The organism is Calidithermus chliarophilus DSM 9957 (genome assembly GCF_000430045.1).
Classification (GTDB): Bacteria; Deinococcota; Deinococci; order Deinococcales; family Thermaceae; genus Calidithermus; species Calidithermus chliarophilus.
In genome coordinates this window covers 1,670,209-1,687,558 of record NZ_KE387023.1, presented here as the reverse complement: position 1 = coordinate 1,687,558, position 17,350 = coordinate 1,670,209, and the positions used below count along the sequence as shown (strand labels likewise).

General features: G+C 67.0%; 20 protein-coding genes and 1 tRNA gene. 6 read left to right on the top strand and 15 right to left on the bottom strand.

The window, feature by feature from the left end; translation table 11 throughout:
• Positions 1-28 precede the first annotated feature (28 nt).
• The 5 genes from MEICH_RS24290 to MEICH_RS0108275 form a co-directional block, all read right to left on the bottom strand.
• The gene (locus MEICH_RS24290) at positions 29-562 is read right to left on the bottom strand and encodes a PspC domain-containing protein (protein ID WP_051304051.1); all 534 of its coding nucleotides are present in this window, start codon (positions 560-562) and stop codon (positions 29-31) included.
• Positions 559-885, bottom strand: coding sequence for a PadR family transcriptional regulator (locus tag MEICH_RS0108290; RefSeq protein ID WP_027892218.1), 327 nt, complete (start codon positions 883-885; stop codon positions 559-561). The genes MEICH_RS24290 and MEICH_RS0108290 overlap by 4 nt, the downstream gene beginning before the upstream one ends.
• Before the next feature lie 99 nt (positions 886-984).
• The gene (locus MEICH_RS30665; protein WP_027892217.1) at positions 985-1,500 is read right to left on the bottom strand and encodes a putative immunity protein; all 516 of its coding nucleotides are present in this window, start codon (positions 1,498-1,500) and stop codon (positions 985-987) included.
• A 96-nt stretch (positions 1,501-1,596) separates the two neighbouring features.
• Positions 1,597-2,265, bottom strand: a complete 669-nt coding sequence (locus MEICH_RS0108280; protein WP_027892216.1) for a DUF6273 domain-containing protein — start codon at positions 2,263-2,265, stop codon at positions 1,597-1,599.
• Positions 2,266-2,327: 62 nt separating this feature from the next.
• On the bottom strand, positions 2,328-2,774 hold the full coding sequence (locus MEICH_RS0108275) for a DUF6194 family protein (protein WP_027892215.1): 447 nt from the start codon (positions 2,772-2,774) through the stop codon (positions 2,328-2,330).
• Between the two features lie 151 nt (positions 2,775-2,925).
• Here MEICH_RS0108275 and MEICH_RS0108270 point away from each other — a divergent pair, with 151 nt between their 5' ends.
• Positions 2,926-3,417, top strand: coding sequence for a GreA/GreB family elongation factor (locus MEICH_RS0108270; RefSeq protein ID WP_027892214.1), 492 nt, complete (start codon positions 2,926-2,928; stop codon positions 3,415-3,417).
• 17 nt (positions 3,418-3,434) lie between these two features.
• Here the strand turns inward: MEICH_RS0108270 and MEICH_RS24285 are convergent, their stop codons facing one another.
• The 5 genes from MEICH_RS24285 to MEICH_RS0108245 all read right to left on the bottom strand — a co-directional run bounded on the left by MEICH_RS24285 (position 3,435) and on the right by MEICH_RS0108245 (position 8,071).
• Complete coding sequence (locus tag MEICH_RS24285; RefSeq protein WP_036218462.1) at positions 3,435-4,382, bottom strand: ketopantoate reductase family protein; 948 nt, start codon at positions 4,380-4,382, stop codon at positions 3,435-3,437.
• Between the two features lie 78 nt (positions 4,383-4,460).
• Entirely contained in the window at positions 4,461-5,363 is a 903-nt protein-coding gene (locus MEICH_RS27050) for an alpha/beta fold hydrolase (RefSeq protein WP_051304050.1), read from the bottom strand.
• Positions 5,364-5,500: 137 nt separating this feature from the next.
• Positions 5,501-6,532, bottom strand: a complete 1,032-nt coding sequence (locus tag MEICH_RS24275; protein WP_051304049.1) for an ion transporter — start codon at positions 6,530-6,532, stop codon at positions 5,501-5,503.
• Between the two features lie 18 nt (positions 6,533-6,550).
• Complete coding sequence (locus MEICH_RS0108250) at positions 6,551-7,708, bottom strand: glutathionylspermidine synthase family protein (protein ID WP_027892213.1); 1,158 nt, start codon at positions 7,706-7,708, stop codon at positions 6,551-6,553.
• A gap of 6 nt (positions 7,709-7,714) precedes the next feature.
• Positions 7,715-8,071 carry a hypothetical protein gene (locus MEICH_RS0108245; RefSeq protein WP_027892212.1) on the bottom strand — a complete coding sequence of 119 codons (357 nt, stop codon included), beginning with the start codon at positions 8,069-8,071 and terminating at the stop codon, positions 7,715-7,717.
• A 389-nt stretch (positions 8,072-8,460) separates the two neighbouring features.
• Here MEICH_RS0108245 and tsaE point away from each other — a divergent pair, with 389 nt between their 5' ends.
• Positions 8,461-8,886, top strand: a complete 426-nt coding sequence (gene tsaE, locus MEICH_RS0108240) for a tRNA (adenosine(37)-N6)-threonylcarbamoyltransferase complex ATPase subunit type 1 TsaE (RefSeq protein ID WP_027892211.1) — start codon at positions 8,461-8,463, stop codon at positions 8,884-8,886.
• A 179-nt stretch (positions 8,887-9,065) separates the two neighbouring features.
• On the opposite strand, the gene MEICH_RS0108235 is transcribed toward tsaE, so the two are convergent.
• Positions 9,066-9,944: an alpha/beta hydrolase family protein gene (locus tag MEICH_RS0108235; protein WP_027892210.1), complete on the bottom strand. Its 879-nt coding sequence runs from the start codon at positions 9,942-9,944 to the stop codon at positions 9,066-9,068.
• Between the two features lie 112 nt (positions 9,945-10,056).
• Here MEICH_RS0108235 and MEICH_RS27900 point away from each other — a divergent pair, with 112 nt between their 5' ends.
• Complete coding sequence (locus MEICH_RS27900) at positions 10,057-10,734, top strand: M23 family metallopeptidase (protein WP_084542236.1); 678 nt, start codon at positions 10,057-10,059, stop codon at positions 10,732-10,734.
• On the opposite strand, the gene MEICH_RS0108225 is transcribed toward MEICH_RS27900, so the two are convergent.
• The 3 genes from MEICH_RS0108225 to MEICH_RS0108215 form a co-directional block, all read right to left on the bottom strand.
• Positions 10,691-11,836, bottom strand: a complete 1,146-nt coding sequence (locus MEICH_RS0108225) for an MFS transporter (protein WP_027892209.1) — start codon at positions 11,834-11,836, stop codon at positions 10,691-10,693. The genes MEICH_RS27900 and MEICH_RS0108225 overlap by 44 nt on opposite strands.
• Before the next feature lie 3 nt (positions 11,837-11,839).
• On the bottom strand, positions 11,840-12,319 hold the full coding sequence (locus tag MEICH_RS0108220) for a cupin domain-containing protein (RefSeq protein WP_027892208.1): 480 nt from the start codon (positions 12,317-12,319) through the stop codon (positions 11,840-11,842).
• Positions 12,320-12,509: 190 nt separating this feature from the next.
• Positions 12,510-13,022, bottom strand: coding sequence for a metal-binding protein (locus tag MEICH_RS0108215; RefSeq protein WP_027892207.1), 513 nt, complete (start codon positions 13,020-13,022; stop codon positions 12,510-12,512).
• Positions 13,023-13,358: 336 nt separating this feature from the next.
• On the opposite strand from MEICH_RS0108215, the gene MEICH_RS29255 reads away from it, so the two are divergent.
• Entirely contained in the window at positions 13,359-13,580 is a 222-nt protein-coding gene (locus MEICH_RS29255) for a hypothetical protein (RefSeq protein ID WP_169730641.1), read from the top strand.
• 51 nt (positions 13,581-13,631) lie between these two features.
• Complete coding sequence (locus tag MEICH_RS0108210; RefSeq protein WP_027892206.1) at positions 13,632-14,126, top strand: CarD family transcriptional regulator; 495 nt, start codon at positions 13,632-13,634, stop codon at positions 14,124-14,126.
• 278 nt (positions 14,127-14,404) lie between these two features.
• On the opposite strand, the gene MEICH_RS0108205 is transcribed toward MEICH_RS0108210, so the two are convergent.
• A tRNA-Asn gene (locus tag MEICH_RS0108205) sits at positions 14,405-14,480 on the bottom strand.
• Between the two features lie 158 nt (positions 14,481-14,638).
• Here MEICH_RS0108205 and MEICH_RS0108200 point away from each other — a divergent pair.
• Positions 14,639-17,260 carry a replicative DNA helicase gene (locus MEICH_RS0108200; protein ID WP_027892205.1) on the top strand — a complete coding sequence of 874 codons (2,622 nt, stop codon included), beginning with the start codon at positions 14,639-14,641 and terminating at the stop codon, positions 17,258-17,260.
• Positions 17,261-17,350 lie beyond the last annotated feature (90 nt).

Below are 17,350 nucleotides of genomic sequence, written 5' to 3'. Positions count from 1 at the left end.
CCGTGCGCCGTAACTGATAACCACCCGCTCACATTTGCCCTGCTTGATCCCGATTAGCCGCAAAATACTCTTCCCGTGTTGAAACTATGGGTAGGGCAAACATCATAACCACATACGCCAGTGCGCCCACCCCCGCCGTGGAAGTTGCCAGCAGCAGAAAGACCAGACGAACCCAGTCCACGCGGACGCTCGAGTAAGCCGACAACCCTTGACAGACCCCCGCAATCTGCTGTCCTTCTTTGATCCGACACAGGCGACGGCGGGGAGGCTGGTCTGCAGTGTCTGCAAAGCCGCTTCCTTTGTCCCCGTCCACTGCGCCTATCTCCTCGAGCACCGCGTTGACATCGGCGATGCCCATGACCTCCACGCCTGAACCCACCACGACAGCAAGTTTCTCGGCAATGGACTGCTCCAAATCCCGAATGACCTCTTCGCGGTCTGGATCATTTTTCAGCCGCGCTCGAGCCCGCTCGAGGTACTGCCGGAGCACGTCATAAGCCGCCTCGTCTGCTTGAAACATGTTAGGGTGACCGCTCAAACTGATATTGATTACCTTTTTCATTTTCGTTCTCCTATCTGCTCGATAAGCTGGGTTAGAGACTTCCAATAGGCGCGAAAATCGGCTAATTGCTTTCGGCCCGCGCTTGTGAGTTCGTAGTATTTGCGAGGTGGCCCCGAGCCCGACTCCTGCCACTCGTAATCCAGCAGCCCCTCGCGGCGCATCTTGCTCAGGAGTGGGTAGAGCGTGCCCTCTTGAGTGGCAAAGTCGGTCGCCCGCAGACGCTGAAGAATATCTGCGGCGTAGACTTTCCCCGACGAGATAATTCCGAGGATTAGGAACTCGAGCAAACCTTTCCGCAGTGAATTGAACTTCTCACTATCCATATGGCAAGCTACCTTGTTATAGCAAGGTACTGGGTTTTGGACATTTCGTCAACCGTTGATTATCGGGTCAGCAGCCGTCTCGCAGTCGGAGCGAGCCGGTCAGCCATCAAATACGAACCAGCAGATCTCGTTGCGTAGCCTCTGGTCGTCGAGCACGAGTTCTCGAATCTCGTCAGGGAGCTGTGCCCTCTGCCACTGACACTCGAGGCGGCCCGCTTCTTGCTGCTGATCCTTAGGAGCCGCCGCACGCGCCGCCTTGATCGCGTAGGCCGCCGCCCCCAACTCGTGTGCTGCGACATGGGCTGTCACAGCCGCCTGACCCGCAGCATACGCGGCGTAGCGGGCAGCTCCGCTCAACACTCTTGCCGCAGACATGGCACGGCCACCCGCCGCACGGGCCTCCATCATTTTGATTTCGCCTCGAGTCCACGCCCGAACATGTTCTATGGCTTGGCGAGGCCGAGGGTCTGAGGGCTGCACCGCCTCGAACAAGTGCAACACATGCTCGGCGCAAGCCGCCGCCCACAAAGCAAGCAGACGGTGATGGGCGTCTTGCAGAGTGCCGCCGCGACGTAGGGTAATAAACCTGGGGTCTCGAATCTTGGGTAGTATCATTTGTGTTCCTCACCGCCCAATTCTCGTTTTAGCTGCTAGCACGACCCGTGGGACATCATTTCATTGGGGGGATTACAGTATCAAATACCTAAATATCTAGCCCTGTAAATCCAGCTTTACAGCGGGGCGCACGCCGTTGCGGGCAAGGTTGACTCGAGCATAGCCGCGGATGCTGGCACGGGTGCCGACGAAAAACGCACGCGACGGGCTGCTTCCTCGGGTTCTCAGCCACCACCACGAGCAGCCATATTTCCTGCCGTTTTCGGTTATGTAGTCAGCCTCGACATTTTTGTCCATCACGTACAGATGACAGCCGTCCGCTTTTTTTACCTTGGCGAACTCAGTTCCCACCGTACGGCGAAAATCCTTGCCGAGCACATGGGTCAGCCGCTGTACCTCGGCAACGCTGAGCAAAAAAACCTTGTCCTCGGTGTCCGGGCTACCATCTCCGTTGTCCGTACAGCGTGTCGTCCGGATGAGTCTCTTCTCATCGTCATCGAACGCGGCGGTATAAAACTCCTCGTTCAGCCACTTTCGCAAGTCACAGTCCTGCCAAGTGACATCCGCGTACTCAGCGTGATACCGCTTGCACTCCAAAATATCCTCACTCAGGATGAACAGCTCGCTGCCGGAGTTTTGCAGCACCCGCCACTTTATGGGCGTTCTGTCCGTGCCATCCGCGGTCTGTGGATAACTACCGAAGGTGATGATCTCGCCGGGCTTTGCATTCCGGTACGACACGGAAGCAGAAACATTATCGCGCACGCCCTAACCTCCCTCACGAAAGCTAAAAGCGCGATTCAACCAACCCTTTCCTAGGCTCCTGCTCACGCTCCAGCAGGAGGTTTCCGTTTCGCGTGCTTTTTTACGTCCAGCTCGTACGCCTCCTCGAGCAGCCGCTTCACGGTCTCGAGCGTGGCCTCGCCGGGGTTGAGCACGCAGACCCAGGACATCGCCGCGTAGACGGGGTGGGGCATGATCCGGTCGAGCGCGGTGAAGTCGTGGCCGGTGTTCACGATCCCGCCGTCCCTCGGGAAGGGGGGCTGTTGGCCGAACATGGAGCGGTAAGTGTCGCTCCCGACGCCGATGTTCAGGCGGAAAACCCCAGGCCGGTCGAGGTCGGAGGCCTGGTCGTGGGCGTTGCTGGTGACCAGGGTGGCGAAGGGGAACTTGCGCTCGGGGTCGTAGAAGAAATAGCTGTCCCCGTTCACGGTCGCAACCTCGACACCGGCGAAGGACTCGGTGATGTATCGGATGATCTCGGATTCGGTCATAAGTTTTCAACTATACAACTTTTTCTGGCTAAGCTCAAGGCAAGGCCTGAGCGGCGGGGGCCTCGGCTCGAGGCGCCACGCGAACAGCCCGATCAGTGCACAATCAGGCTAAGGGCTTAGTTTCGAGGAAGACGACCGCGAGGTTCGAGCCATGAGCAGAGCTTTCATCAAAGAAGACGCTTCCGGCGAGGAGGTCATCGTCCCCTCGAGGGCCCCCCTGCCGCCCGGCACCCCCAACCTGGTCACGCCTCGAGGCTACGCGTTGCTCGAGGCCGAGCTGGCCGAGCTGATGGCCGAGCGCGAGCGGGTGCTGTCCGACCCCCGGCAGCTCGCCGGGGTGCAGGGCCGGATCGAGGCGCTCGAGGAACGGCTCTCGAGCGCCCAGGTGGTCACGCCCGGCGGCGGGCCGCCCGACGAGGTGCGCTTCGGGGCCACGGTGACGGTGCGCACCGCCGCGGGCGAGGAGCACCGCCTGACCATCGTGGGGGTAGACGAAGCCGACGCGACGACGGGCCGGGTGGCCTTCACCGCGCCCATCGCCCGCGCGCTGATGGGGCGCAGGGTGGGCGAGGAGGCGCGGCTGAAGACGGCCCGGGGCGAGCAGGTGCTGAAGGTGGTAGGGCTCGAGTACGAAACCGCCTGAGGCGGGCCGCCCGGGGCTCAGCCCGCGGCCGGGCGGGTGCCCTTCCCTGCCCTTTGCAGCGACTTCAGCAGCACCATCCGGCCCAGCAGCTCGACCCTGGGGAGCGGGACCGGGGGCTCCAGCGAGGCCGCCACCCGCGCGATCTCGAGGTTGAGCGACTCGATCTCGGTCGGGCGGCCGTTGCGGATGTCCTGTAGCGTCGAGATGAGCTGCCCGTCGGACCCCCGGCTGATCCGCAGGATCTGCTCCATCACCTCGGCCTCGCTCAGGCCCAGGCCGAGCCGGTCGGCCACCGCCAGGCACTCCCGCACCACCTCGAGCGCCAGACCGGCCGCCGCCTCCGAGCGCACGAATATGCCGTTGTCCACCTCGAGCAGCGGGCAGACGGAGTTGAAGACCGAGTTGATGATCGCCTTCTTCCAGACCTCACGCTGGATGTTGGCCTCGGCGTGGAAGGGGAAGGGCGCGGTGTGCAGCGCCGCGACGCAGGCTTGCAGGTCCGGCTGGGTCCCGCTCACGACGCCGATGGGCGAGGAGGCGATGGGGCGGAAGCGGAACTCGTGCTCGGAGAGGGCCTGGCCGGTGGCGTAGAGGACGCAGCGGAGGACGGTGGGGAAGCCGGCCTCGAGGAAAGGTTTCTCCACGCCGACCCCGTTCTGAAGGATCACGACGGGGCCTTTCGCCGCCTTGCCGGCCAGCTCACGGGCGATCGCGGGGTTGGCGTAGGACTTCGAGGCCACCACCATCGTCCCCTCGAGGCCCCCCAGCCCCGACAGCGAGACCGTCTCTACCTCGGCGCTCACGCGCTCGGCGCCGTCGTCCACGCTCACGGTGACGGTGCCCCTCGGCACGTGCGGGCTGCGGGTGCGAACGGCGACCACCGGCCTTCCGGCCCTGGCGAGGTAGGCCGCCAGCGGGAAGCCGATGGCTCCGGAGCCCAGGACGTAGACCGGCTTTGAGTTCATATGACCCCCTCGGACAAGCGCTACGGACTACCCGATGACCATACCAGACCCGGCTCGCGGGCTCGAGCTTTTACGTCCTTAAAAATCGTCTGCCGCGAAGAAATCCGCGATTGCCCGCCGGAATTCCTCCGGAGCTTCCATGTACGCGAAGTGGCCGCAACCCCTCAGGACGGTGAGCCGGGCGCCGGGGATGGCCTCGGCCACGCGGGCCGCGCACTGCAGGGGGATGAAGTCGTGCTCCCCGTGGATGAGCAAGGTGGGGACGCGGAGGTGCTCGAGCCGGGGGAGCAGGTCGTACGTGCCGGAAAGCCAGGTGTCCTCCATGAGCCGCTCCTCGATGGCCCTCGCCTTCAGGACGCCTTCGCGGGTGAAGCTCGAGCGCAGGCTCTGGACGAGCCTTTCCAGGTGCTCGGGTTGCCGCAGGGCGGCCCGGAAATGGCTGCGGTAGTACTCGGCGACCACGTCGGGGTCGCCGTCCTGGTACCGGGGGTCGGCGGGTCGGGAGCCGAGCTTTTCCAGGTCGGTGGCGGTTCGCTTGCCGGGCAGCTCCCGCCGGAACAACAGGTAGTCGCCGTGCGAGGCGGGGGCGGTGTTGACCAGGATCAGGTGCGACACGCGCTGGGGGTGCCGGAGCGCGTACTCCATGGCCAGAAGGCCGCCCCAGGAGTGGCCCAGGAGCGCGACGGACTCCAGCCGGAAATGGGCCCGCAGGCTCTCCAGGTCCTCGACGTCCGAGCGGAGCGACACGTCCTCGGGCCGCACCCCGGCCGCCGACCTCCCGCGCCCTCGCTGGTCGTAGTAGATGAGGCGGTACGAGCGGGCCAGGCGGTCCGTGTCGGGGAGCAGGTAGGTGTGGTCGAAATCCGGCCCGCCGTGCAGGACGACGACGGGTTGCCCCTGCCCGACGTCGCGGTAGAACAGGCGGGCGTTCTCGAGCGGGATGAACCCCTCGAGCACGACGGGCCGGGGAACCTCGCTCATCCGAAGGGCTGCCCCCGCACCCGGCTGAACCTTCCCCGTCCCGTTCCCACGCCACCGGCCCGGACCCTGCGCGGCATCGTCTTACGGTAGCCCCTCCCGGGCCCCCGCACAAGGGAGCAGGACGGAGGGGCGGGGGCTCAGGCCCCCGGGCGGGGGTGCTCCCGGGCGGGAGCCTCGAGCCCCAGCTCCCGCTCGCGGGCCTCGAGCGCGATCCGGGCCCGTTCCAGGAGCCGCGCCCGCTCGACGGGGTCGGCGCCTTCGGCCTGGTAGAGGGCCTTGAGGGCGAGGTAGCAGGGGTCGTCCACGCGGTTGCGGGCGGTGGCCTCCTCGATCAGGCCGGTGGCGAGGATGGCGGTGGGCAGTGCGAACAGCCCGATGCCGGTGAAGGCCACGACCCCGGCCAGCACCTTGCCCATCACGGTCACGGGGGTCACGTCGCCGTAGCCGATGGTCGCCATCGTGACCACGCCCCACCACATGGCCTGGGGGATGCTGCCGAGCTTTTCGGGCTGGAGGCCGCCCTCGAGGGCGTACATCAGCGCGCTCGCCCCCACCAGGATGATGAAGGCCAGGCTGAAGGTGGCGAAGAGCAGGGTGCGCTTGCGGCGCACCACGTCGTCGAGCAGGGCGATGACCCCGGCGTACTGGCCCAGCTTGAGCAGGCGCAGCAGCCGCAGGATGCGGAAGGTGGCGAGTTGCTCGGAGCCGGGGAAGAAGAAGAGCCACCCCGGGACCACCGTCAGCAGGTCCACCAGGCCCATGGGGCTCAGCAGGTAGCGCACGGCGGCCCGCAGGCGGTTGGGGTCGCGGGTGATCTCGGGGGCCAGCCACAGCCGCAGCAGCAGCTCGGCGGTGAAGATGGCCAGGCACAGCACCTCGACGGCCATGAGCACGCCGCCGTAGGAGAGGTAGATGGAGGGCTCGGTCTCGAGCACCAGCGCCAGCACGCTGCCGATGGTGAGCAGGGCCAGCACCCGCACCCCCCACCGGGCGGCGGAGGTCTGGGTGTCGCCCCCGTCCAGGATGTCCACCAGGACCGGCTTGAGGTGGCCGTAGCGGCGCTTGAGGCTCACGGCCAGCACCGCGAGCAGCCCGGCCAGGGCCAGGCCCAGCGCGGCGAACTGCGGGGCGTAGAAGCGGATGAACTCGACGTTGTCGGTTTGGGTCATGACTTCTCCTACAGGCATCTAGGCTTCGATGATGTGGGGGACGAACCTCGAGGCGTTCTGGGTGATGAGGTGCTCGTCCTCGCGGATCCCCAGGCCGGCGGGCTCGTCGCCGACGATCCAGCTCCCCAGCACTGCCCGCTGCCCGTCGAACTCGGCCAGCGGCCAGAACTCCTGGTAGACGTAGCCCTCCTCGCCGTAGGGGCCGAGGGTCTCGAGCAGCTTGGTGTCGGGGGCGCCGATGCCGAGGCTGTCGCCGTACAGGCTCACGTTGGCCCCCTCGCGCGAGAGCAGCGGCTTGCGGACCATCGCACCCGAGATCTTGCCGGGGTCGAAGGAGGCGGGCAGCAGGTTGGGGTGGCCGGGGAAGAGCTCCCACAAGACGGCGAGGATGCCCTTGTTGGACAGGACCATCTTCCAGGCCGGCTCGATGGGCTGGAAGGGCTTGCCCAGCAGGTACTCCCCGAAGGCCTCGTGGACCCACCACTCCCAGGGGTAGAGCTTGAACATGCGCTCGATCTTGAGGTCGTGCTGGTCGGTGAAGTGGAGCTTGGCCGTGTCCCAGCCCACCTGGTCGATGGGGATGGTCTTGGCGGAGTGCCCGGCCTGGGTGGCGGTGTCGGCGAGGTACTCCACGGTGCGCTGGTCCTCGAGCGAGCCCGCGAAGTAGGCGAAGTGGGTGAGGCCCGGCGGCAACTTCTGCCACTGCTCGATCAGGGCCTCGTGCACGCGGTTCCACTGGTCGAACTCGGGCCAGACCTCTTCCTTCCAGAACCACTGCACCACCGCGGCCTCGACGAGGCTGGTGGGGGTGTCGGCGTTGTACTCCAGCAGCTTGGGCCGCTGGCGGGTGTCGTAGGCCAGGTCGAAGCGCCCGTAGAGGGTGAAGTCCTGCGCCCGCCACGACTGCTCGATGAGCGGCCAGAAGGCCTCGGGGATGGCGAGGTCGGCGTAGCGCTCCTTGGCGACGACGTGCCCAACGGCCTCGAGGCACATCTGGTGCAGGGTGGCGGTGTCCTCCTCGAGGCGGTCGATCTCCTCGGTGGTGAAGACGTAGCAGGCCGACTCGTTCCAGTACGTCACAGGCGGGTTCATCTCTTCGTGGGTGTGGAAGTCGAAGCCCAGCGCCTCAACCTTGCGCTTCCAGTCGGGGCGCGGCTTGGAGGGGTAGCGGCGCATCGCGGCTCACCCGCCCAGGGAGACGCCGCTGGCCGAGGAGCCGAACCCCCCGGTCCGCACGCTCAGGGCCCGGGTGGGGGCCATGTTGGTGTTGGAGTAGATGCCCGAGCCGCGCGGGACGATCTGGTACTTGCCCGTGCGCCGGTCGTAGCCGTAGACGTAACCCCCGGAATAGTAGTAGTGGGAGTAATAAAAGCCGTCGCGGCCGTCCTCGCAGTAGTCCTCGCCGAACTCCGCCACGCACTCCTGGTACGTCGCGTAGCGCGCGCCGTCGGGGCTGTTGTAGTCGCAGGCGCTGAGGGTCAGCCCGGCCGTGAAGGTGGCGGCGAGGGTGATCGATCGGGAACGTCGTGGTCTTTTCATAGAAACCTTTCGAGGAAACCCAGTGGCTTTAGCCCTGGGAGGAAACGAAAGCCGCTCGCAGAGCGGTGCGGGGTCGCCAAACCATCGTGTAGAATGGGGCGATGGTTTTTGCCGGGGCTGCAAGGCACTCCACCGGCGTATCGCCTATCGGGAGAAACGGCTGTTTGCCCATGACGCAAACCATTTCGCGGCGGGGCAACCCCGCTGGGCTGCTGTAAGCCGGCCGCACCTGGGGGAAGCGGAGAGTGCTATTCGGCATAATCCTGTCCCTGGAAGCCCACTGCTTTAGCTGTGGGTCGCTTACATAACCTCTCATATCCTAGGCAATCCTCGAGCCCCCGGGTGCGAAGCCGTCACAGCCGCCCGCCGTCCTGCGATAAGCTAGCCGCGTGCTGCTCGCCGACCTCGAGTCCACCCGCCGCTTCGCACGCAAGCTGGCCCAGGCCCTGCCCGAAGGGGCCCTGGTGCTGCTCACCGGCCCGATGGGTGCGGGCAAGACCACGCTGGTGAAGTTCCTGGCCGAGGCGCTGGGCTTCGGGGGCGAGGTGACCAGCCCCACCTACACCCTCATCCACGAGTACCCCACCCCCCAGGGCCCCATCGTCCACATCGACGCCTACCGCCTGGCCGACCAGGAGGAACTCTTCAGCCTGGGCCTCGAGGACTACCTCCCCGAAGCCCGCTGCGTGCTGGTGGAGTGGGGAAAACCCGAGGTCTTCCCGGACAGCCTCGAAGTGCGCCTGACCCCCCAGGGCGACACCCGCACCGCGGAGCTGATACCTCACGGCAACGCGCCTGCCATTCACGGCCTTTAGGCCGTCAGCCGTCAGCGAAAAGCGGGAGGCTCGTGGTGAACCGCCGTCGAGGGTCGAGAGCCGAGGGCTAAGGCGTCTTGCGTTTTGCGTCCCGCATCTGGCGTTTTGCGTTTTGCGTATGACGTACGACGTAGGACGTACGACCCGCGCCCGGCTATCGGCTATCGACCATCGCAACCTCAAAGATTCTCCCGCAGGAACCCCAACAGCGCGTCCCACGCCTGTAACGACTCCCGGTAGGCCGCCGACCCCTCGCCCTGCTTGCGCAGGGTCTTGCGGTTGATTAAGAAGCCGTGGGCGCTGTTGGGGTAGACCAGGAGCCGGTAAGGCTGCTGGCGGGCCTCGAGGGCCTTGGCGAGCGCCTGGGCCTGCTCGAGGGGCACCACCGTGTCCTTGGCCCCTTGCAGGATGAGCACCGGCATCGAAGGGGGGAGCTTCGCGACCGCGCCCAGCCCGTGCCGGATGCGGAAGCTCTCGGGCCGGGACTGCGGGCCGTCGCCGTAGGTGCGGCGGGTGAGCGCGTCGTTGCCGAGCTGGCCGGTGCGCCGCAGGTAGGCGTACCAGGCGTAGATGTCGGCCACGCCGTAGGCGAAAACCAGGGCCTTGATGCGGTCCGTGCGGGAGGCCGCCAGAAGGCTCACCAGCGCCCCGTGGCTGGTGCCCACGGCGCCGATGCGCCCGGGGTCGACGCGGGGGTGTTTGCGGAGCCACTCGAGGCCCGCCAGCACGTCGTTGACCTCGCCCTTGGCGACCTCGACCACCCCCTCCGACCCGTCCTCGCCCCGGTAGCTGCTGGCGAAGACCACGTAACCGGCCTGCGCCAGCTCGCGGCAGCGGTCCAGGGTGCCCTCGGAGAGCCCGCTGACCCCGCCGTGGTTGAACAGCACCGCCGGGCGGGGGCCTTCCCCGGCGGGCCAGAACACCCGGGCCTTGACCCGCAGCCCGTCGCTCAGGTAGGTGACGGCTTCCTCGCGCACGTCGCCCGGCGGGGCGGTCTGCGCCAGGCCCAGGGCCGTCGCGGTCAGGCCCAGCACCAAGACCCACGCGGCGGGACGCATCGGCCCCAGCATAAGCCGGGTGGGCCCCGGAGGGTGGGAGGCCCAGGCATTGTGCCCCAACGCCCTCTGGGCTTCACTATTCTCGCCCGGAAAACGCTACCCTCGTAGGATAATGCGCCCGTTGTTGCTCAGCCTGTGCTTTCTGCTGTCCTCGTGCGTGCTGCTCGAGGAGTCCTCGGCCGAACCCCCGCAGGCCCCCGCGCCCACCATCCCCGAAGCCCAGGAGGAGCCCCAGCCCCCGCTGTGGGAGCCCTTCACGGGCTATGCCCGCATGTACAGCCTGCCGCCCGACGAGGAGATCCTGATGCCGGTGCGTGGGGTGCGGGTGCGCCAGGTGGCCGACACCTTCGGGGCGCCCCGCTCGGGCGGGCGCCAGCACGAGGGGCAGGACATCTTCGCCCCCAGGGGCACCCCGGTCTATTCGGCCACCGAGGGCGTGGTGGTGCGGATGGGCTACGGGCAGCTCGGGGGCAACTACGTCTACGTGCTGGGGCCGGGCGGGCGGCGCTACTACTACGCCCACCTCGACGCCTACGCCAAGGGCCTCGAGGAGGGCGACGAGGTCACGACCAGCACGGTGCTGGGCTACGTGGGCAACACCGGCAACGCCCGCACCACCCCGCCCCACCTGCACTTCGGCGTCTACGGGAGCTGGTGGAGCGGCGACGAGCGGGTGATCAACCCGCTGGTGCTGCTGCGCGACCGCGACTGGAAGACGCTGGGCAAGGCGGGGGGCGCGAAGCCCGCTACGAAGCCCTCGAGCGCCCCAGCAGCCCGGCCAGCGCGGTGATGCACAGCGCCAGCACCGCCACCACCGCGAAGGAGAAGCGCAGCGAGCTGATCTGGGCGATCCAGCCGATGAGGGGCGGCCCGGCCAGGAAGCCGAGGTAGCCCAGGGTCGCTACCGAGGCCAGGGCCACGCCGGGGTGTACCCCCTCCACCCGGCCCGCCGCGCTGAACACCAGCGGGAACAGCGTGCAGTAGCCCAGCCCCACCAGCACGAAGCCCAGCAGCACGGGAACCGGGCCCTGGGCCAACAGTGCCCCGCCCAGCCCCGCCGCCGCCAGCAGGCCGCCCACCCGGGCCAGCCGCACCGGGCCCACGCGGTGGGTGAGCCAGTCGCCGCTGAGGCGGCCCAGCACCATCGCCAGCGAGAAGGCCCCGTAGCCCCAGGCGGCCAGCGCCTCGCTGGTCCCGATGGCCTCGCGCAGGTAGACCGCGCTCCAGTCGGCCATGGCCCCCTCCCCCAGCCCGGTGCAGAAGATGATCACCCCCAGCCCCAGCAGCACGGCGTTGCGGGGGACGGCGAAGCCGGGGGCGCCCGCCTCGAGCGTCGCCGCCAGCAGGTGGCGCATGGCCCACAGCAGGAGCAGGCTCGAGCCAAGCGCGCTCAGCAGGAAGAAGGCCAGCGGCCCCATCCCCACGCCCGCTGCCCAGCCCCCCAGGACGGCCCCTACCAGCCCCCCCAGGCTGAAGAAGGCGTGGAAGTTGGACATGATGGGCCGCTTGTAGGCCCTCTCCACCTCCACCGCCTGCGCGTTCATCGAGATGTCCATGGCCGCGCTGGCGAAGCCGAAGGCCAGCAGGACGAGCCACAGCCACAAGGCGCTGGGCACGAGGCCCAGCAGGGGCAGGATCAGGCTGAAGGCGAAGGAGGACCAGATCACCACGCTGCGGCTGCCCGCCCGGGCGATGGTCCAGCCCGTCACGGGCATCGCCAGCACCAGCCCGATGGGCATCCCGGTGAGCGCCAGGCCCAGCGTGCCCGCGCTCAGCTCGAGGCCCTCCTTGATCGCCGGGATGCGGGCCACCCACGCGGCCGTGACCAGCCCGCACACGAAGAACACCGTCGTGACCGCCAGGCGCGTCGTGGGGAGGGAGCGGGTCGCCACGGCTCAACCTCGAGTCAGGCGCTCGATGAGGGCGCGGTGCTGGGGGTAGAGCCGGCTCAGGGCCTCGCGCTCGGCCAGCTCGAAGTCGGCGAAGTCGAAGGCCGGGGCCACCGTACAGCCCACCAGGGCGTAGCCCCCCGGTGCATCCACCGTCGCGCCGAACCAGCAGCCCGCCGGGACCACCCCCTGAAAGGTCTGGCCCTGTGTGGGGTCGGGGCCCAGGTTCAGGGTGCGGTACGCCCCCCCGGGCTCGATGAGGTGCACCGTCAGGCCGTCGCCCGTGTAGAAGTGCCACGTCTCGTCGGAGTTCAGCCGGTGCAGGGCCGAGAAGTTGTCGTGCTCGAGCAGGAAATAGATCTCCGTCGCCACCGGGCGGCCGTCGGGCAGGGTCTGGGCGGCACGGTAGGTCTCGGTGTAGTAGCCCCCTTCGGGGTGGGGCTGGAGTCCGAGGCGCTTGATCCAGTACTCGGCGGAAGGTCGCACTCCGCGATTGTAGTCGATGGTCGATAGCCGATAGCTGATAGCCGGGCGCGGGTCGTACGTCCTGCGCCCAGCGTCGTACGTCCTGCGTCGTACGTCGTACGCCTTAGCCCTAGACCCTAGACTCTCGACCCTAGACCTCGAGCGCCACAGGCCACGAGCCTACCGCTGACGGCTGACAGCTAGAAGCTTCCTAGCGGCGCAGGCGGCGGGGGCGGCGCGGGAAGTCGGGCCACATGCCGTCGGCGACGAGGTGGAGCCACTGCGAGACGTAGTACCCGATCGCCGAAGCCCAGAGGATTTCCTGGGGGGGGACGGCGATGCGGCCTTGCAGGTTGAGCGAGACGCCCAGGTAGCGCAGCAGGCCGTCGCCTGCCCAGAACAGCGCGGCGCCCAGCAGCGCGAGGTATGCCAGGCGCGTCACGGGGCCCACCAGCCAGGTGTGGGAGAGGCCCCGGTGGGAGAACATGAGCCCGTAAGGGACCCACAGCCACCCCAGCAGGCCCCAGCGGCCCTTGGCCCGCACGCCCTGCTCGGCCAGGTCCAGGTCTGGGGTGATGAGAAAGGTTCCTATGCAGTAGCTCGCCGCGAAGGCCAGGGCCACGGGGTCTTCGACGCCCACGGACTTCTTCATCGCCAGGTAGGCGGCGCTGCCCAGCCCTAAAACGCTGAGGTTAATCGCTTCGTGAACCCGACCCGATGGCACGAGCCCTAATATAGCGGCTCGAGGCCCGCTCGCAAGGTCATTGGCCCACGGCGGGGCTTTGCCCCGACGGTCTAGCTCCCCATCCAGCCCCGGCTCGAGCCCACAAGATGCCGGCCGGATCGCCTGGTTTCGGGAGGATTTTTGTCCCTTTCTAGGGGAAAGTGACTTTTCCAAACAATTGCTTTCTAAATTACAGATTCTCAGTTTTACCCCTCTTCCTCCGTCACGGACAATCGCTACGAAAATCCGTTCTGAACATATTTCTTGCCCCATTTCGCCGGGTGCCGGAGCCGGGTTCTCATACAAAGGGGGGGTTGTCATGGTATATTTATGGGCGTGACCGTGGTGTCTCGACTTGCCTACAACCGTGAGACAACGCTCGAGGCCACCCTACAGGCAGTTTTTCTACCCAAATCCGTCATCGCCAAGCTGTCGCTGCTCCGCAGCACCCCAGTTTCCCCGATCGCGCTTTACAACCCAGTCCTTTCGGTGCGGGCCGGTCATCTTGCCCGCGCCTGTTTTTTGGGGGAACGGCCTGTAGCGTGGGTATCACGGTGAAGCACAACCTCGCACCTGAACAGCTCTAGGTGCTCGCGAAAGGAGTCGTCGGTGAAAGAATATCGTCCTGGGGATAAGGTTGTTCTGCCGCCTTATGGCGTAGGTGTGGTATCGGGGATCGCGCAGCGGACCGTTTCGGGCAACGAACGCGACTACTACCAGGTGGACTTCCCCGGCACCCGCTCTAAAGCCTATGTGCCCGTAGAAGCTCCGCAGACCACCCGAATGCGCCCGGCGCTGGGCCCCGACGAAATCCCGCAGATCCTCCACCTCCTGCGCGAAGGCCGCCTGCCCCTGCCCCGCCAGTGGGCCGCCCGCCACCGCAAGACCACCGAGATCCTGGCCGAGGGCGACCCCCACCGCATCGCCACCCTCGCGGGCCAGCTCCGCGCCTGGGACCTCGAGAAGGGCCTCCCCGACCTCGACCGCCAGGCCTTCCGCCGCGCCATGCACCTGCTGGCCGAGGAGATCGCCCAGGTCATGGAGATCAGCCTCGACAAGGCCCGCGCCCTCTTCGAGGACGCCTGGGGCGAGGAGCTGAACTGACCCTTTCCCGATCCGTGAAAAAGCCCCCTTCCGGGGGCTTTTTTCGTCGCCTCCCGCCTCGGATCAGCGCGCCGCGTCGAGCCCCGACCCGGCGCCGGGCGAAGAGCAATCGTAATACCAGATTCGGTTAGTTCGGCGCCGAACGGCGGCGAACTAACCCGACCGAAGGGAGTACTCTAGGATTCAAAAAGATAGCCTCTGGGGGTCTTTGGTTTGGATGATTATCTTTTTGAATCCGGTATAAAAACAAACCCGAGGCCTTTGGCCTCGGGCTGATCTGGCTCCACGGGCAGGACTCGAACCTGCGACCAATCGGTTAACAGCCGACCGCTCTACCGACTGAGCTACCGTGGAACGTGGCTCGTCGAGCCGCGCTCAACAGAGCGAAAGCCAATATAGCAAAGGGCCTCCTTCTTGGCAAGTACGCCCGGGTCACTTCGGCCTTCAAAGCAGGCCTGTCAAGCCGGTAGACTAGGCTCCGCTCCGGGTCCATCCTGAGGAGCGCCGTGCTTATGGAAGGTCGCATCCCTCCCCACAACCTCGAGGCCGAAGCCAGCGTGCTGGGTTCGGTGCTGCTCGACAGCGAAGTCCTGGACCGGCTCGAGGGCTCCTTGAGTGCGGAGGCGTTTTACAAGGAAGGCCACCGCAAGATCTGGCTGGCCATGGAACACCTGCGCGCCCGCAACGAGCCCATCGACCTGGTGACGCTCTCCGACGAGCTGCGCACGCGCGGCGAGCTCGACGAGGTGGGCGGCCTGTCCTACCTCGTGGGGCTCTCCGAGACCACGCCCACGGCGGCTTACGCCGACTACTACGGCCGCATCGTCGCGGAGAAGTGGACGCTGCGCAAGCTGATCAACGCCGCCGGCGAGGCCATGCGCATGGCCTACGAGGAGGCGGGCAGCCTCGAGGACATCCTCGACAGCGCCGGGCGCAAGGTGCTCGAGGTCTCGCTCCAGGGCGGCAAGACCGAGTTCCAGAGCATGCGCGACCTGGTTCACGAGACCTTCGAGCACATCCAGATGCTCTACGAGAACCAGGGCCAGACCGAGGGCATCCGCTGCGGCTTCCGCGAGCTGGACTCGATGCTGGGGGGCTTGGGGCCGGGGTCGCTGAACATCATCGCCGCGCGCCCCTCGATGGGCAAGACCGCCTTCGCCCTCACCATCGCCCAGAACGTCGCGCTGCGCGAGGGGCTCGGCGTCGCCATCTTCTCGCTGGAGATGCCGGCCGTGCAGCTCGTGACGCGCATGATGTGCTCCGAGGCCCGCATCGACATGAACCGCCTGCGGCAGGGGCAGCTCACCGACCGGGACTTCTCCAGGCTCGTCGACGTGGCCGGGCGCATCTCCGAGGCCCCCATCATGATCGACGACACCCCGGACATGACGCTCATGGAGCTGCGCTCGCGCTCGCGCCGCCTGCGGGCGCAGCAGAAGCTCGGGCTCATCGTCATCGACTACCTCCAGCTCATGTCGGGCCCCAACAACGGCAAGAACGCCGGGGAGAACCGCCAGCAGGAGATCGCGCAGATCTCGCGCGGGCTGAAGAACCTCGCGCGCGAGCTCGAGGTGCCCGTCATCGCCCTCTCGCAGCTCTCGCGCGCGGTGGAGGCCCGCCCCAACAAACGCCCCATGCTCTCAGACCTCAGGGAATCGGGCTGCCTCACCGGCGACACCCTGGTGCAGTTGGCCGACGGCTCGAGGCAGCCCATCCGTGAGCTCGTCGGGAAGAGCGGTTTCGAGGTGCTCGCGCTCGACGAGACCACCCAAAAGCTCGAGCCCGCCCGGGTGAGCCGGGCCTTCTCCACCGGCGTGAAGCCGGTGTTCGCCCTCACCACCCGGCTCGGACGCCGCATCCGTGCGACGGCCAACCACAAGTTCCTCACCGCGCGAGGCTGGAAGCGGCTGGACGAGCTGGCCGTGGGCGACTACCTGGCTCTGCCGCGTAAGCTGGCCTCCTCCCGCCAGCAAAGCCTCCGCGACGAAGAACTGGCTTTGCTGGGCCACCTGATCGGCGACGGCTGCACCCTGCCGCGCCATGCCCTGCAGTACACCACCCGCGAGCCCGACCTGGCGCAAACCGTAGCCGAGCTGGCTCGAGCGGTGTTCGGCGAAGCCATCGTCCCCAGGATCAAGCCCGAGCGCAGGTGGTTGCAGGTCTACCTGAGCGCGGCGCAACGGCTGGGACGGGGCAGGCGCAACCCGGTCGCGGCGTGGCTCGAGGCGCTGGGGGTGTGGGGCCTGCGTTCTCACGAGAAGCGGGTCCCCGAGCAGGTGTTCACCCAGCCCGCCCCCGCGATCGCCCGCTTCCTGCGGCACCTGTGGTCTACGGACGGTTGCGTCCTCCTGCGGCAGGGCAAGTCCCCCTACCCCGCCGTCTACTACGCCAGCAGCAGCGAGCGGTTGGCCCTGGACGTGCAAACCCTGCTGCTGAGCCTGGGGATCAACTCCCGGCTCAAGCGCCTGCCGCAGAAGGGCAAGGGGCGCGACCAGTTCCACGTCATCGTCAGCGGCCGCTCCAGCCTGTTGCGCTTCGCGCGCGAGGTCGGGGCTGTGGGCAGCTACAAGCGCCAGGCCCTGGCGCAGGTCGAGGCTTACCTAGAGGCCCGCCCGGAAAACACCAACCGGGACGTGATCCCGCTCGAGCTGTGGCTACACCCCGCGCGGACCGACCTGGCGGTCTCGGGCCTTTCCCACCGGGAATTGCACCGGGCCCTGAGCACGGCCTACTCGGGCACGACCCTCTTCAAGCAAAACCTGAGCCGCGAGCGCGCCCTGCGGATGGCGAAGGCCCCGGGGTCGCAAGCGCTCGAGCGCATAGCCGGCGGTGACATTTACTGGGATAAAGTGGTGTCCGTCGAGGCGGCCGGGGAGGAAGAGGTCTTCGACCTCACGGTCCCCGGCCCGCACAACTTCGTCGCCAACAACATCATCGTGCACAACTCCATCGAGCAAGACGCCGACCTGGTGCTGTTTATCTACCGCGACGACTACTACAACCCCCACTCCGAGAAGGCGGGCATCGCCGAGATCATCGTGGGCAAGCAGCGCAACGGCCCCACCGGGACCGTGGACCTGCAATTCCACGCCCAGCACGTGCGCTTCAACGACCTCGCCAAGGACGAGATCTGAGCCCTCCCGGCCTGCCCGAGAGGCCTTGGCCCTGCCTGAAGGGTGCAAAAACGGCTTCCTCATGCAATTCCATGCGGGGTAACGTTTGGG